We start from the raw sequence: 15,324 nt of genomic DNA, 5'->3' as shown, positions 1-15,324 counted from the left end.
CCGATAGTGTGCTACGTCGGCGGCGGGCCGTCAGGGGGGCCGGGCCGCGGCGCGGCGGCGTCAGCGGTTCTGCGTCAACGCCTGCGGCGCCACCACGCGGTACTCGCCTTCCACCACGTTCGGGGCCGCGACAAGCGGCTTCGCGCGGCGCTTCCACAGGCGATAGAGCAGGCCGCCGCCGATCATCACCGCGCCGATCACCAGGCTGAAGGCCAGCAGCACCAGCACCAGCCCCAGCCCGACCAGCCCCAGCACGAAGCGCAGGACGCGGTGGCGCGGCTTGCGCGGGCCCAGGGCGGCTCGCAGGCGGGATTGGAAAGTGAAGCTGTCAAAGCGAAAGGCTTGGGCGGACATTCGGCTCGTCATGACACAATGGCGCAATACGCCGGTCACCCAAGTATCGTTCAGCCTTTCCGGTGGAGGTGTGATGGATTCGTTAAACGAGGCCCCGACCCAGGGGCCCCTGCTGGCACTTGACCGCCTCCCCGAGGGCGGTTTCGCCGAGACCGAGGCCGTCGTCGACGGCGATGCCGAGTCCCTGATCCTGTATCGCGAAGGCGACACGGTCCGGGCCTGGTTCAACATCTGCCCCCACGCGGGACGCCGCCTGGACTGGGCGCCGGGTGAGTTCCTGCGCAGCAAGGACGGGCTGCTGGTGTGCGCGGCGCACGGCGCCAGCTTCGAGCTGGGCGGCGGCGAGTGCGTGGCCGGCCCGTGCCGGGGCGAGGCCCTGCGCGCGGTTCCGGTGGTCATCCGCGATGGGGCGGTGTTCCTCGCTTAGGGCAGTCGAGGGTTCTGGAGGGAGCGGCGCAGCCGCATTCCCCGGCCACCGCAGCGCGCTCAGAACATCAGGTTGACCATCACCACCGCGATCACGGTGTAGATCAGCGACAGCGGTCCGCCCACCTGCCACAGCTCCTTGCCGGTGTAGCCGGCGGGGCCGGTCACCATCGAGATCACCGGGTTGGACGCGGTCATGAAGTTGTTGGACGCCGACAGCGCCACGATCAGCGCGTAGGCGGTCGGACTGCCGCCGGCCGCCAGCGCCAGGTTGACCGCCAGCGGCACCATCACGATGGTCGCGCCGACATGGCTGATGACCAGCGAGAACGCCGTGGTTAGCAGGGCCAGCGCCAGCTGCATCACCCAGGCCGGCGTCCCGCGGGGGAACTGCTCGATGCTGTGGCCCGCCACCCACGCCGCCGCGCCGCTGGAGTCCATCGCCCAGCCCAGCGGGATCAGGCAGGCCATCAGGAACACCGTCTTCCAGTTGATCGCCTCGTAGGCCTCGTCGATGTTGATCACGCCGGTGATCAGCATGCCGGCCACGCCGGTCATCAGCGCGATCGACACCGGCAGCCGCGAGGACAGCGCCAGCAGCATCGCCACCGCGAAGATCGCCAGTGCGACCCGCAGCTTGTGCGGGCGCTGCTCGCCCTTCGGGTAATCGGTCACCACCACCAGGTCCTTGGACTTGGCGGTCTCGGCCAGGTCCGTCCAGATGCCGTGGATCACCATCATGTCGCCCGCGCGCAGCGCCACGTCGCGCACGTTCTCGCGCAGCACGGTCTTGTCGCGGTTCACCGCCAGCAGGTCCAAGCCCATCTGCCGCCGCAGCGCCAACGCCCGCGCGGTCTTGCCAATGAACTTGGACGTGGCCGGGATCACCGCCTCGGCGATGCCGGCGCGGCTGGGGTTGAACAGGTCGCCGAAGTTGCGCAGGCGCGCGTTCATCCGCAGGAACTGGTTCTGCGCGAAATCGCTGATCTGGTCCTTGGGCCCCATCGCCCCGAGCACGCTGCCCACCCACAACCGGGTGTCGGCCGGCGGCGCCAGGCGCGCGTCGTCCCCGGTCTTCAGCGCCAGCAGCAGCGGCGCGTTGTGCAGCGCCTCGGCCTCGCCCAGCGACATGCCCACCAGCGGGCTCTCGGCGGTCACGGTCAGTTCGTAGACATCGCCCTCGATGCCGTAGGCCTTGGCGAAGTAGCTCTGGGTGCGGGCCGGCGTGGCGCCGGTGCCGTCATCCTCGCGCTCCAGCTTGTTGCCGCGGAAATGGAAGTAGGCCAGCGAGGCGGCCAGCAGCGCCAGGCCGATCGGCAGCGGCGCGAACATCTTCAGCGGCTCGATGGTGGCCGCGCCGGAGGGCAGGTTGCTGTTGGCCGCCAGCAACAGGTCGTTGAGCAGGATCAGCGGCGAGTTGCCCACCATGGTCAGCCCGCCACCCATCACGATGGCCGCCGCGATCGGCAGCAGCAGGCGCGGCAGGGTCAGGCCGGTGCGGGAGGACAGCCGCGAGGCGACGGGCAGGTACAGCGCCATCACCGACGGGTTCTGCATGATCGACGAATTGAGGCCGGCCACCGCGCCGGTCAGCAGCATCAATCGCGCTTCCACGCCGTGCGCGCGGCGCAACAGCCAGCCGGCCAGGCGGTTGAGCGCGCCGGTGCGGTCCAGCCCCGCGCCCAGGATCATCGTGGCGATGACGCTCATCACCGCGTTGGACGAGAAGCCGTTGAAGATCTCTTCCGGCGCCACCAGCCCGGCCAGGCCGAGCATCACCAGCACCACCAGCGCCACCACGTCGGCGCGGATGCGCTCGAACAGGAACATCACCATCGTGAAGCCCACCAGCCCGAGCACGAGCATCATGTCGGTGGTGAGCGTCAGCGCGGTGTCTTCCATGCCGTTGGGGTCAGGCTCTCAGGTCAGGTGTCCGCGACGCGGTCGTAGACAAGGTCCCACACGCCGTGCCCGAGCTTCTGGCCGCGCGTCTCGAAATGGGTCTGCGGACGCCATTCCGGACGCGGCACCGAGCCACGCGGGCCGGCACGGTTGCGGATGCCGGGCGTCGCGTCGAGCACGTCCCACATCTGTTCCGCATAGTCGTGCCAATCGGTGGCGAGGTGCAAGCGGCCGGTGGGCGCGAGTTTACGTACCAGCAGGGCGGCGAACTCGGGGTTCACCAGCCGGCGCTTGTTGTGTCGCTTCTTGTGCCACGGGTCCGGGAAGTAGATGCGGATCTCGTCGAGGCTGCCGTCGGCAACTTCGTGCTCCAGCACTTCCACCGCATCGTGGTGGTAGACGCGCACGTTGTCCGAGCCGTCCTCCGCCAGCGCGTTGAGCACGCGGCCCACGCCCGGGGCGTGCACTTCCAGGCCGATGAAGTCGCGGGCCTTGTCGTGGGCGCCCGCAAAGCGCAACGCCTCGCCGTTGCCAAACCCAATCTCCATCACCCGCGGCGCGTGACGGCCGAACACGGCGTCGAAGTCCTTGGGCGTGCCGGCGTAGTCCAGCCCGAAGCGCGGCCACAGCGCGTCGAACGCACGCTGCTGCGCCGGCGTGAAGCGGCCCTGGCGCAGCACGAAGCTGCGGATGCGGCGATGCCCTTCCTCGATGGTGAAGGGCTTGGGCGGCACCTTGGCGCCTTCGCTGTTGAACGGATCAGTCATGGTTCACGGGTTTGGCGCGCAATGCCGCCATCAGCCGATGAGGCCATCGATGGGTGACGAGGCGCTGGCAAAGCGCTTGCGCGGAATGCGGCCGGCCTTGAACGCGGCGCGACCGGCTTCCACCGCCAGCTTCATCGCGTGCGCCATCAGCACCGGGTCCTTGGCACCGGCAATCGCGGTGTTCATCAGCACGCCGTCGCAACCCAGCTCCATCGCGATCGCCGCGTCCGACGCGGTGCCCACGCCCGCATCGACGATGATCGGCACCTTGGCGGTCTCGATGATCTCGATCAGGTTGTACTTGTTCTGGATGCCCAGTCCCGAGCCGATCGGCGCGGCCAGCGGCATCACCGCCACGCAGCCGATCTCCTCCAGCCGCTTGGCCAGGATCGGGTCGTCGCTGGTGTAGACCATGACGTCAAAGCCGTCCTTCACCAGCAGCTCGGCCGCGGCCAGGGTCTGCACCACGTCGGGATACAGCGTCTTCTGGTCGCCCAGCACTTCGAGCTTGACCAGCTTGTGGCCGTCCAGCAGCTCGCGCGCCAGGCGGCAGGTGCGCACCGCGTCGTCGGCGGTGTAGCAGCCGGCGGTGTTGGGCAGGATGGTGTAGCGGTCCGGCGGCAGCACGTCGAGCAGGTTGGGCTGGCCCGGGTCCTGGCCGATGTTGGTGCGGCGGATCGCCACGGTCACGATTTCGGCACCCGCGGCCTCGGTGGCCCAGCGGGTCTGCTCCAGACCGGTGAACTTGCCGGTGCCGGTCAGCAGGCGGGAACGATACGACTTGCCGGCAATGACGAGCGCGTCGTCGGCCAGCGGAGTGGGGGCGTGCAGGGTCATCCCCGTATGTTAGCAGCGGCGCCCGTCGGCTGGCCGGCCCCGGTGGTCGCCCTGGGGGTGCCCGCGGGCACGTGCGTGGCCGGATTGGGTGCGGGCGCGCGTACTGACAAATGGGCGGCGCATCCAGACAGCCGGCGTTCCCCCCTGTACCCGGCGCAGATCGCAGCCCGCGGCACAGGTCCGCGAGGTACGAAATGGCACGGCTGGCGCATGCCAGCTTCGCAAAGCTTCGGGTCCGGACGCTCAGGAGGAGTGGCGGGCGGCCGGGTTACCTCACCTCGCGGAGCCTGTCCGCATTTCTCTCGTCCGGCGCGGTCCATTGACGCGCCTTCACGCGTCGCGTCGCACGCGGCCGCCCTCAGCCTCCGCCCAGCGCGTGGACGATCTCGACCCGGTCGCCCGCACAGAGCTGCCAATCGGCATGGCGGCTGCGCGGCACGATCTCTCCGTTGACTTCCACCGCCACGCGGCGGTTTTCCAGGCCTTCTGCGTGCAGCAGCAGCAGCACCGTGGCCGGGGCATGCAGGCTGCGGGGTTCGCCGTTCAACAGGATTTCCATCCGCGCATTGTCCTCGCTCCCCCGCGGCGCGGCCAGCCCGTCGTGCCGGACGGCCGCGGATTGTTAAGGAAATGTCGCGCTGCATCTTGTTCCGTGACGGCGGGCATGCTTCGATGCTCCATCCGCGAGGGTACGTTTCAGGGGGGGCGTGCCTACCGCGATCGCTCGCACCACCATTTCCGGGGAGTTACATGAAGAAGATTGTTCGCACGGCGCTGGCAGCAGCGCTGGCATTGGCGGCCGCACCGACGCTGGCACAGACCTATTCGCAGACCGTGTTCTTTGGCGACAGCCTGACTGACACGGGCTTCTATCGTCCGCTACTGGTCCAGCAGAACCCGCAGGCCGCGATCCTGGGGCGGTGGACCACCAACCCCGGACTTGTCTGGGCCGAGTACCTCGCCGACTTCTACGGCACCGGCGCCGCGCCGGCCTGGGGCCTGACCGCCACGGGTGTGGTGAATGGCACCGGCACCAACTACGCGGCAGGCGGTGCGCGGATCACCCTGCAGCCCGGCTTCGCGCCGCAGCCGCCCACCAATGCAGCGCCTTCGCTGGCGATGCAGATCAACGCCTACCTGGCACGCAACGGTGGGCGCGCAGACCCGAACGCCCTGTACACCGTCTGGGGCGGCGCGAACGACCTGTTCTTCCACCTCAACGGCCTGACCACCCAGCAGCAGTTCCTGACCGCGGCGGCCCAGCAGGTCGGCCTGGTCGGCACGCTGCAGACCGCTGGCGCGCGTTACATCCTGGTGCCGACCATGCCGGACGTGGGGCGCACGCCGTTCGGCCTGTCCCAGGGCGCGGCCGGTTCCGCGGGCATCACGGCGCTGGTGAACGGCTACAACCAGACGCTGTTCGGTGGCCTGGCGCAGGGTGGGTTGCGTGTCATTCCGCTCAATACCTTCGGCCTGCTGCACGAAGTCACGGCCTCGCCGGCGGCCTATGGCTTCAGCAACGTGACCCTGCCCGCGTGCGGCCTGACCACGTCGTTGATCTGCAGTCCCGCCAATTACCCGGCCGGCGCTGCGGAATCGTTTGCCTTCGCCGACGGCGTGCACCCCAGTTCGAGCACCAACCGCATCATCGCCCAGTACGCCGTGTCGGTGCTGGAGGGGCCGCGCCAGATGGCGCTCCTGCCCAACGCCGCCTCGATGGTCGGCCGTGCCCGTGCCGAGCGCGTGGCCGCGCAGCTGACGCCGGCCGACGGCGATGGCATGCGCTGGTGGGCCGACGTGCGCGGTGACTTCCAGCGTTATGGAAAGGGCAACACCTACGACGGTGCCGGTCCGGCGTTGAGCGTCGGTGCGAACTGGGCCCGCGGCAACGTGGTGTTCGGCGCGTTCGGTGGTTACGGCCAGCAGGCGCAGGATTGGGGCCAGAACGGCGGCAGCTTCGACCAGAGCGATGCCAGCCTGGGTGGCTTCATCGGCTGGAAGGCCGAAGGCGGTCTTTGGGCCAACGCGCAGGCCAGCTACACCCAGCTGGGCTTCGATACGGACCGCAACGTGGTGCTGGGGCCGGCGACCCGCGTCCATAGCGGCTCGTTCGACGGCAGCAACGTCACGGTCGGCGCCAGCGCAGGTTGGGAGTTCGGTGAGGGTTCGCTGCGCCACGGCCCGGTGATTGCCGTGCTGTCGCAGAAGATCGAAATCGACGCGTTCGCCGAGAACGATCCGAGCATGTCCACGTCGCTGGCCTACCCGGAGCAGAGCTTCGATTCGCTGATCGGTTCGGTGGGCTGGCAATTCAGCGGCACCATCCACGAGCACCTGAAGCCCTACGCCCGCATGACCTGGGACAAGGAGTACGAAGACGCGCCGGCCGAGGCGTTCGCGCAGCTGCAGTCGATGCCAAACACGCTGCCGTACGCGGTGCCGGGCCAGAGCTTCGACCAGTCCTACGGCACGCTCACCTTCGGTGCGCGTACGCAGCTGATGGGCATGGATGCCAACCTGGGTACCAGCATCACCGTGGGGCAGCAGGGTGGCAACCACGCCACCGTGTTCGCCTCGGTGGGCATGGGCTTCTGAGTCGGTTGCGCGGCGTCCGGTCGACGGACGCCGCGTTGCCAAGCGTGTGGCTCGCGGCATAGACTTGCCACGTCGCGGGTGTAGTTCAATGGTAGAACTGCAGCTTCCCAAGCTGCTAGCGTGGGTTCGATTCCCATCACCCGCTCCAGATCCAACGGCGGTCAACCTCGTGACAGGTTGACCGCCGTTTTTGGTTCCGGCGTCGCGGTCATCGTTGCGCAACCGCGGGCCTGAATGCTGTCGTGGACGGCGGTGCCGCATGGGTTCACCTTGGATGCGCCACGCTGTGGTGAACCGGCCGTCGCATGCGTCCCGTCCCGTCCGCTCCTCCTGCCTTGGGCGACCTCGCCATGAAGCTCGCGATCCTTTCGCGCAACACCAAGCTCTACTCCACCCGACGGCTGGTCGAGGCAGCGCGCGAGCGCGGCCACACGGTGCGCGTGCTGGACCCGCTGCGCTGCTACATGCGCATTTCCAGCGAGGGGTTCCAGATGCATTACAAGGGGCGCGAGCTGCGCGGCGTTGACGCGGTCATCCCGCGCATCGGTGCCTCGGTCACCCGCTATGGCTCGGCGGTGTTGCGCCAGTTCGAACTGATGGGCACCTGGACCCCCAACCCGTCGGATGCCGTGCTGCGTGCGCGCGATAAGCTTCGCAGCCACCAGTTGCTCGCCGCGCAGGGGATCGGCCTGCCCGTGACCGTGTTTGGCGACAACCCCGATGACACCTCGGACCTGCTGTCGATGCTGGGTCCGCCGCCCCACGTGATCAAGCTCAACGAGGGCAGCCAGGGCGCCGGCGTCATGCTGACCGAGAAGCCTTCGGCCTCGCGCGGGGTGATCGAGGCGCTGCGCGGCCTCTATGCCCAGTTCGTGGTGCAGGAGTTCATTGCCGAGGCCAAGGGCGCGGACCTGCGCTGTTTCGTGGTGGGCGACCGGGTGGTGGCGGCGATGAAGCGGCAGGCACCCAAGGGCGACTTCCGCTCCAACCTCCATCGCGGGGGACAGGCCAAGGGCATCAAGCCGACGGCGCTGGAGCAGGCCACCGCCGTCCGCGCGGCCCAGGCGCTGGGGTTGGGAGTGGCCGGCGTGGATCTGATCCGTTCCGCGCGTGGCCCGCTGGTCCTGGAGGTCAATGCGTCTCCGGGGCTGGAGGGCATCGAAGAGACGTCCGGCGTGGATGTGGCCGGCGCCGTGGTCGACCATGTGGCCGGGCAGTTGCGCTTGCGTGCGGAGGCACCTGTCGTTTCCGCGGGTTATTCCTATTTGGCGACAAATGCCGACATGATTGGCGCGAATGACGGAAGTTCCGCGCGGCGTGCCCGCAAGCGGGTCACGCGTCCGCGGCGCGCATGACGCCAGACACCCTGGTGCGGGCCGGCGACTTTAACGGCCCTTTAATCGGACCCTGCGTAACCTGCCCCTACCGCAGCTTTGCCTCTCCGCGTCAGGAATGGCCCGGGTCAGCGGGCTTCGGTATCGGGGCAACACCTTTTGGCCCAGGCGTGGCGAACCCACGTCTGGGTCTTTGTTTTGGTCGACGTCGCGCTTGCCGCCGCGCGCGATCGATTGCACCGTATGCGCATGCGACGGGCATGAAGTGGATGCTGACGGACGCTCTGGCAGAATCGGACCATGCGATGGCGCTCGCGCCATCGCGAACACTGGAACCCGCACGCGGCAACGCGGTCGAAAGACCCACACACAGGACGGTTCAATGCGCATCCTAGTCATTGAAGACAACCAGGACATTGCCGCCAACCTTGGCGACTTCCTCGAAGACCGCGGCCATACCGTGGACTTCGCCGCCGATGGCATCACCGGCCTGCACCTGGCCGTGGTGCATGATTTCGACGCCATCGTGCTCGACCTCAACCTGCCGGGCCTCGACGGCCTGGAGGTGTGCCGCAAGCTGCGCAACGAAGCGCGCAAGCAGACGCCCGTGCTGATGCTGACCGCGCGCGACAGCCTGGACAACAAGCTGGCCGGGTTCGATTCGGGCGCCGACGACTACCTGATCAAGCCCTTCGCCCTGCAGGAAGTGGAAGTGCGCTTGAATGCGCTGGCCCGCCGCGGACGTGGCGTGCAGACCCGCGTGCTCAACGTCGGCGACCTGGAATACAACCTCGATACGCTCGAGGTGCGTCGCCTGGGCAAGCTGCTGCAGCTCAACCCCACGGCGCTCAAGATCCTGCAGGCGCTGATGGAGGCGTCCCCGGCGGTGGTGACGCGACAGGAGCTGGAAACGCGGGTGTGGGGCGAGGAGCTGCCGGATTCGGACAGCCTGCGCGTGCACATCCACGGCCTGCGCGCCGTCGTGGACAAGCCGTTTGGCGAACCGATGATCCAGACCCGCCACGGCATCGGCTACCGCATTGCCCCGCCCGATGGCGCCAGCTGAGCCGGCCCCCGCGCCGCGCCGCAACCGGCGGCGTTACCGCAGGCGGCTGCGCAGCCGCATCATCCTCGGCTTCGTCCTGCTCGGCTTCGGGCTGACGATGCTGTTTGCGTTCGCGACCAACTGGACCCGCACCCGGGTCGAGAACACGCTGGTCGAGGACGTGATGAACCGCAACATCACCGAGTACGCGCGCCAGTACTTCGCCGCCCCCGACAAGAATCCTGAGCTGGGCGTGCAGCAGATGTACGGCCGCGTGGTGGGCCGCGACCGCTTCGAGGCGCTGCGGCTGGAGCAGCCCGACTGGTACGACCTCGGCGATGGCATCCACAACATCACCGGGCGCAACCCCGACGGCAGCCCGTTCGCGTACAAGCTGGCGGTGCGCAAGACGCCCAACGAGTGGTTCTTCCTCGCGTACGACATGACCCAGTCGATGCGCGGCGAGACCCAGTTCAACCGCGCCATCTACAGTTCGGTCGTGGTGTTCACCCTGCTGTCGTTGCTGGTGGGGTGGTGGTCGGCATCGCGGGTGATGAGTCCGGTGTCGGAGCTGGCGACGCGACTGAAGAAGTCCGGCCGCACCGCCCAGGCCGAAGCGCTGGCAAGCCATTTCCCGGACGACGAGGTCGGCCAGCTGGCCGCGGCCCTGGACGATTACGCCGAACGCCTGACCGAAGTCGTGCAGCGTGACCGCGAATTCAACGCCGACGTGAGCCATGAGCTGCGCACCCCGTTGGCCGTCATCCGCGGCGCAGTGGAATTGTTGCTGTCCAAGTCCGACCTTGACGACAAGACCCGCGGTCGCCTGCAGCGCGTCCAGCGTGCCGAACAGCAATGCACCGACCTGATCAGCGCGCTGTTGCTGCTGTCGCGCAACGAGCGCGGGCACGGCGCGACCGACGTGGCGCGGCAGGCCGAACAGTTGCTGGACGCGCATCGTGCGCAACTGGGTGGCAAGCCACTCGCACTGCGGCTGGAAGGCGAGCGTGGGCTGGTGGTGGACGCGCCCGAGGCTGCCGTGGCCGTGGCCCTGGGCAACCTGATCGGCAACGCGGTGAAGTACACGCCCAGCGGCGAGGTCGTGGTGTGCATCAAGGGCCAATCGATCGAGGTCATCGACTCCGGTCCGGGACTGAGCCCCGAAGATGCCGCCAAGCTGTTCCAGCGCGGCTACCGCGGCACCCACGCCGGCCATTCGCAGGGCGGGGGCATTGGCCTGTCGATCGTGCGCCGCCTGTGCGACATGTATGGCTGGGACGTGAGCGTGCGTCCGGGTGACGAGCGCGGCGTCGTGGCCACGCTCCGACTGGCGCGCTGAGCCCTAGAACGCGCGACGCCGCCGGGGATGCCGGCGGCGTCGGTGGATTGCGCGGCCCGGGAAGTCCCGGGTGTGGGCAGGGACCCCACGGGCGCCCGCCCGGTGGAATCAGTCCAGCATTTCCAGCCAGCCGTGCTTGTCGGCGGTCTTGCCGTTGAACAGGCCGAAGAACAGCTCCTGGATGCGGCGAGTGACCGGGCCGGCGTGGCCCGCGCCCACCTGGCGGCCGTCGACCGAGCGAATCGGCGTGATCTCGGCGGCGGTGCCGCACATGAACAGCTCGTCGCACAGGTACAGGTATTCGCGCGGCATGTCGCGCTCCACCACTTCGATGCCGGCGTCCTTGGCCAGCGTGATGATGGTGTTGCGGGTGATGCCGTTGAGCAGCGCGGCCGACACCGGGGTGGTGTGCAGCGCGCCATCGAACACCAGGAACAGGTTCTCGCCGGCGCCTTCGCTCAGCAGGCCGGTGGAGGCCAGCGCGATGCCCTCGCCGAAGCCCAGGCGACGCGCCTCGCGCGCGATCAGCTGGCCCGACAGGTAGTTGCCGCCGGCCTTGGCGCCAGCCGGGATGGTGTTGGGCGCGAAGCGCTGCCAGCTGGACACGCAGGCGTCGATGCCGGCTTCCAGCGCGCCTTCGCCCAGGTACGGGCCCATGAACCACGACGCCACCGACATCTCCACCGGGGTGTCGGCCGACAGGCCGAAGCCGCCCAGGCCGCGGTAGGCGAATGGACGCAGGTAGGCCTTGGTCAGGTCGTTCTTCTTGATCACCTCGCGGCAGGCCGCGTTGATCGTGGCCAGGTCGTACGGCATCGGCATGTCATAGATCCGGGCCGAGGCGTACAGGCGCTTGTTGTGGTCAGTCAGGCGGAAGATCGCCGGGCCGTTGGGCGTCTCGTAGCAGCGGATGCCTTCGAACACCGAGGAGCCGTAATGCAGGGCATGCGCCATCACGTGGGTGGTGGCCTCGGCCCAACGCTTGATCTCGCCGTTGTGCCAGATCCATTCGGGGTATTGCATGCTCATGCCAGCGTCTCGGTGGGGGCGAAACCCCGCATTTTACTGGCTGGCGGCGCGGACTGGAGGGATGGTTGCGCCGGCGAGGGTTTGGGCCGGGCCGTCGCAGGCCAGCCGGAGACGCGGCGGGACGTGCCCGGTGGGCGGCCTCAGAAGGTGATCCAGAGGCAGCCCACGTGGCGTTTCAGCGCGAAGAACGTGCGCGAAGGCGTGCTGCCATTGGGCAGCGTCTGCTCCAGCCGCAGGCCGATGGGGGCTGCACCTGCCGTCGTCTGCGGGTAGTAGTTCCCGTCTTCCCCGTCGGCCGTGGCCGGCATCACCGCTACGACATCGACCAGCGGTCGCTCGACGATGGTGCTCAGGCGCCCCATGACGCGGTACGCCGCCTCGTTCGGCATGCCCGTCCAGTGGTAGAGGGCGGCGAGGCGGTTGGGATCCCGCCGGTCGATGGCGCTGGTGACCTCATAGACCAGGTCCTGGAGGTTGCGCGGGCAGCGCGGCAGCCGGGCGCCCTTGATCACGGCCCCGCCGGCGGCAGGCCGCGGGGGCGCCGCTTCGGCCCCGATGTCACGGCAACGCTGGTCGGTGTAGGTGATGCGCCCATCCGGGGCCACGCAACGCCGCACCTGGGCCGCCACGTCGCCCGGCAGGGCGGCGAGGGAGGCCATCGCCGACGTCGCCAGGGCGAAGGGAATGAGGATGGACCGAAGCGACATGCGGGCAGGGTAGCGCCGGCGGGGAAGGGCGAACAGTGCGGGCCGTCGCGTTAGGGCGCGAGGGTTTGGGCGGGGTTCACGCCCCAGCGTCGCGACATTCCGGGCGCCCGTTCCAAGCTTGCAGCCGTGCGTCGCGGGCCGTGGGTCGTAAGGCCTCCCGCGTCGTGCGCGCGTCAGAACGCCACGAAGTAACAGCCCTGATAGCGCTTGACGTCCAGATCGACGATGCGCTGTGTCCCGCCTTCGCCAAACCACAGCTGCATGACGCCAGCGTTCGCGTTGGCCATCGCCGTGGAGGCGTCCGCCATTTGCAGGCCGGCCAAGCCGATGGTCGCGTCCAGGTAGCGCGCATCCACCAGGGGCGCGTCGTTCAGCCGATCAATGCGCTCCATGCCCATCTGGCCTTCACGGTGGCTCATCCCCGCCCACTGGAAGCTTTCCGCGATGCGATTGATGTCACCCAAGGCAAACGCACCACGCAGGTCCATGGCCAGCTGTGTGGCCGAACGTGCGCAACCGGCGGTGGGCGAGCGTCGGCCGGGGGCGCTGGGTGCGGCAAACGAAGCGTTTGCATCGGCCTGGTCGTACGAAGTGTTCGCATCGGCCAGGTCGTAGTGGGCTTCTGCCATCGCTTCCTCGCGGGCGATGCGCGTCATCAACTCACCGGACATCGGTGCCGCGGTGGCGCCGTGCACAGAGCACGGCTTATCCGTGTACACGACCGTTCCGTCGGCGCTCTGGCAGCGTTGGATGCTCGTGGCCGCGCTTACGGGCGTGGCGACGGGAATCGATGCGGCAAGCAGGGTGAGGGTGGCAATGGCACTGGCATGGAGCGTTTTCATGGCACGTGCAACGCATTACGTGGGGGTACGCAAATGCTCCCCGCGCCATCGTCAACGTCGTGTTTGAAAACAGCCCCTGGGGCTGAACCCTGCTCAAACCCCGCCGATTCGGCTCATGACGTTCAGTGTCGGTTTTGAAAGATTGAGCGTGTAGAAATGCAGGCCCGGTGCGCCGCCGTCGATCAGGCGACGGCACAATTGCGCGACCACGTCCGCGCCAAATTCGCGCACGCTTTCGACATCGTCGGCGAATGCACTCATGCGTTGCGCGACCCAGCGTGGGATCTCGGCGCCGCACAGGTCCGAGAACCGGCGGATCTGGCTGTAGTTGGAGATCGGCATGATCCCCGGCACGATCGGGATGTCGATGCCGGTCTTGCGCACGTCGTCGACGAAGCGGAAATACGAATCCGCGTTGTAGAAGTACTGCGTGATCGCGCCGTTGGCGCCGGCCTTGACCTTGGTGACGAATGCCTTGAGGTCGGCGTGCGCGTCGCGCGCCTGGGGATGCGTCTCCGGGTAGGCCGCCACTTCGATGTGGAAATGGTCGCCGGTCTCGTTGCGGATGAACTCGACCAGCTCGCTGGCGTAGCGCAGGTCGCCCGGGCTCACCATGCCCGAGGGCAGGTCGCCGCGCAGGGTGACCAGGCGGCGAGCGCCCAGCGCCTTGTAAAGCTTGAGCAGGCCGCGGATCTCCTCGCGCGAGCCGCCCATGCATGTGATGTGCGGGGCCGCGTCGTAGCCGTGCGTGCCGCGCAGGTGCTGGATGGCCTCGGGGGTGTGGCTGAGCGTGGAACCGCCGGCGCCGAAGGTGACGCTGACGTAGTCGGGGGTCTGCGCCTTGAGCTTGGCGGCCGTCTTGTCGAGCTGGGCCCGCTGCTCGTCGGTCTTCGGGGGGTAGAACTCGAAGCTGATGGGGAGGGACATGCCGGGGCCCGATGCAGGAATGGTCATCATTATATCGCTTCATCGCGATGAAGCAATCAAGTATTGGAGCGCCGTGGACCTGGCGGCACGACACCCCGCAATGGGACCGCTCCCCCGTCCGTCCCGCCGTCCAGCACGCCGGACAGCCACTCGTCACGGAAACCCTGCGGGTGCGGGGCGGCGCCGCCACGCTATGGCCACACCCAACGCAAGGAGCCCGCCATGAAGTACCTCGTCCAGTCGACCTTCCGCCATGCCTTCCGTGGCCTGGTTGCCACCCTCGCGCTGTCCTGTGCCGCGTGGCAGTCGGCACAGGCCGCCGCGCCGCAGTCGTTCCATGGGCTGGCGGTCGAAGTCGTGGGCCAGGGGCGTCCGTTGCTGATGATCCCCGGCCTCAACAGCGCCGGCGAGACCTGGCGCGACACGTGCGCCGCGTTGCAGGCCGACCAGGTGCAGTGCCACATCGTGCAGTTGCCCGGGTTTGCCGGCCTTCCGGCGGCGGCGGACGCCAGCAAGGAGGCCTGGCTGGCCGACATGCGCGAGCGCCTGCTGGCCTATGTCGACGCACGCAAGCTCAAGCGCCCGGTGGTGATCGGCCACAGCCTGGGCGGCTTCCTGGCCATGGACATGGCCAGCCGCCGCCCCCATGTGTTCGATCGCGTGGTCATCGTTGATTCGCTGCCATTCTTCAGTGCCATCCAGAATCCCGCGGCCACGGCCGAAACGGTCAAGCCGATGGCCCAGGCCATGCGCGCCCGCATGTTGTCCCAGGACGACGCCAGTTACCGCGCCGGCGTGTCGGCTTCACTCAGGGGACTGGTGCGCGACGCAAGCCGCATCCCCACGCTCACCCAGTGGGGCAACGCCAGTGACCGTGCCGTGACCAGCCAAGCAATGTACGAACTTATGACCGTCGACCTGCGTGACCAGTTGGCGCAGATCCGCACTCCCACGCTGGTGTTGGGTTCGTGGGCGGCCTATGCCCCCATGGGTGCGACCAAGGACTCCACCGCGGCCATCTTCAAGGCCCAGTACGCCAAGCTCGACGGCGTGCGTATCGAGATGAGCGAAGGCGGCTACCATTTCCTGCAGTGGGATGACCCGCAGTGGCTGCAGCAGCAGGTGCGCGAATTCATCGCGACGAAGTAATCCCGCCTGACGGGCGAGGGCCGGCCAACGCCGGCTCTTGCCTTGCGAGTGGCACCCGTTCGACAACTGGA

At 68.2% G+C, this 15,324-nt stretch carries 14 protein-coding genes, 1 tRNA gene, 1 pseudogene and 1 riboswitch; of the genes and pseudogenes, 7 read left to right on the top strand and 9 right to left on the bottom strand.

The features are described from left to right. Positions 1-60 precede the first annotated feature (60 nt). On the bottom strand, positions 61-354 hold the full coding sequence (locus tag ACYVBS_RS05935; RefSeq protein WP_460822432.1) for a hypothetical protein: 294 nt from the start codon (positions 352-354) through the stop codon (positions 61-63). Between the two features lie 73 nt (positions 355-427). Here ACYVBS_RS05935 and ACYVBS_RS05930 point away from each other — a divergent pair, with 73 nt between their 5' ends. Continuing rightward, positions 428-781, top strand: coding sequence for a Rieske (2Fe-2S) protein (locus ACYVBS_RS05930; RefSeq protein WP_460822431.1), 354 nt, complete (start codon positions 428-430; stop codon positions 779-781). A 59-nt stretch (positions 782-840) separates the two neighbouring features. Here ACYVBS_RS05930 and ACYVBS_RS05925 read toward each other — a convergent pair whose 3' ends face one another. The 4 genes from ACYVBS_RS05925 to thiS all read right to left on the bottom strand — a co-directional run bounded on the left by ACYVBS_RS05925 (position 841) and on the right by thiS (position 4,845). Then, entirely contained in the window at positions 841-2,682 is a 1,842-nt protein-coding gene (locus tag ACYVBS_RS05925) for an SLC13 family permease (RefSeq protein WP_460822430.1), read from the bottom strand. 23 nt (positions 2,683-2,705) lie between these two features. Further along, positions 2,706-3,449, bottom strand: a complete 744-nt coding sequence (gene trmB / locus ACYVBS_RS05920) for a tRNA (guanosine(46)-N7)-methyltransferase TrmB (RefSeq protein ID WP_460822429.1) — start codon at positions 3,447-3,449, stop codon at positions 2,706-2,708. Positions 3,450-3,479: 30 nt separating this feature from the next. Next, positions 3,480-4,286: a thiazole synthase gene (locus ACYVBS_RS05915; protein WP_460822428.1), complete on the bottom strand. Its 807-nt coding sequence runs from the start codon at positions 4,284-4,286 to the stop codon at positions 3,480-3,482. 186 nt (positions 4,287-4,472) lie between these two features. Further along, positions 4,473-4,562, top strand: a riboswitch (cyclic di-GMP riboswitch). A gap of 82 nt (positions 4,563-4,644) precedes the next feature. Beyond that, complete coding sequence (gene thiS, locus ACYVBS_RS05910; protein WP_460822427.1) at positions 4,645-4,845, bottom strand: sulfur carrier protein ThiS; 201 nt, start codon at positions 4,843-4,845, stop codon at positions 4,645-4,647. Positions 4,846-5,060: 215 nt separating this feature from the next. Between thiS and ACYVBS_RS05905 the strand changes: the two genes are divergently transcribed. The 5 genes and pseudogenes from ACYVBS_RS05905 (at position 5,061) to ACYVBS_RS05885 (ending at position 10,599) form a co-directional block, all read left to right on the top strand. After that, complete coding sequence (locus ACYVBS_RS05905) at positions 5,061-6,881, top strand: autotransporter domain-containing protein (RefSeq protein ID WP_460822622.1); 1,821 nt, start codon at positions 5,061-5,063, stop codon at positions 6,879-6,881. A 74-nt stretch (positions 6,882-6,955) separates the two neighbouring features. Further along, positions 6,956-7,029, top strand: a tRNA-Gly gene (locus ACYVBS_RS05900). 202 nt (positions 7,030-7,231) lie between these two features. Beyond that, positions 7,232-8,104, top strand: a pseudogene (rimK, locus tag ACYVBS_RS05895) (30S ribosomal protein S6--L-glutamate ligase); the annotation flags it as partial. Positions 8,105-8,597: 493 nt separating this feature from the next. Continuing rightward, a complete protein-coding gene (locus ACYVBS_RS05890; protein WP_460822426.1) occupies positions 8,598-9,281 on the top strand; it encodes a response regulator transcription factor in 684 nt (227 codons plus the stop codon). Beyond that, entirely contained in the window at positions 9,268-10,599 is a 1,332-nt protein-coding gene (locus ACYVBS_RS05885; RefSeq protein WP_460822425.1) for a sensor histidine kinase, read from the top strand. The genes ACYVBS_RS05890 and ACYVBS_RS05885 overlap by 14 nt, the downstream gene beginning before the upstream one ends. 108 nt (positions 10,600-10,707) lie before the next feature. On the opposite strand, the gene ACYVBS_RS05880 is transcribed toward ACYVBS_RS05885, so the two are convergent. From ACYVBS_RS05880 to metF, 4 genes are all read right to left on the bottom strand, one after another. After that, positions 10,708-11,628: a branched-chain amino acid transaminase gene (locus ACYVBS_RS05880; protein ID WP_460822424.1), complete on the bottom strand. Its 921-nt coding sequence runs from the start codon at positions 11,626-11,628 to the stop codon at positions 10,708-10,710. Between the two features lie 140 nt (positions 11,629-11,768). Then, entirely contained in the window at positions 11,769-12,335 is a 567-nt protein-coding gene (locus ACYVBS_RS05875; protein WP_460822423.1) for a DUF4124 domain-containing protein, read from the bottom strand. Positions 12,336-12,508: 173 nt separating this feature from the next. Then, positions 12,509-13,177, bottom strand: coding sequence for a hypothetical protein (locus ACYVBS_RS05870; protein WP_460822421.1), 669 nt, complete (start codon positions 13,175-13,177; stop codon positions 12,509-12,511). A gap of 93 nt (positions 13,178-13,270) precedes the next feature. Next, a complete protein-coding gene (gene metF / locus ACYVBS_RS05865; RefSeq protein ID WP_460822420.1) occupies positions 13,271-14,104 on the bottom strand; it encodes a methylenetetrahydrofolate reductase [NAD(P)H] in 834 nt (277 codons plus the stop codon). Between the two features lie 222 nt (positions 14,105-14,326). Between metF and ACYVBS_RS05860 the strand changes: the two genes are divergently transcribed. Then, the gene (locus tag ACYVBS_RS05860) at positions 14,327-15,253 is read left to right on the top strand and encodes an alpha/beta fold hydrolase (protein WP_460822419.1); all 927 of its coding nucleotides are present in this window, start codon (positions 14,327-14,329) and stop codon (positions 15,251-15,253) included. Positions 15,254-15,324: the final 71 nt, after the last annotated feature.

Source organism: Lysobacter olei, from assembly GCF_054777355.1.
Note: the sequence above shows the minus strand (reverse complement) of the source record. Positions and strands in the feature narration are given on the sequence as shown.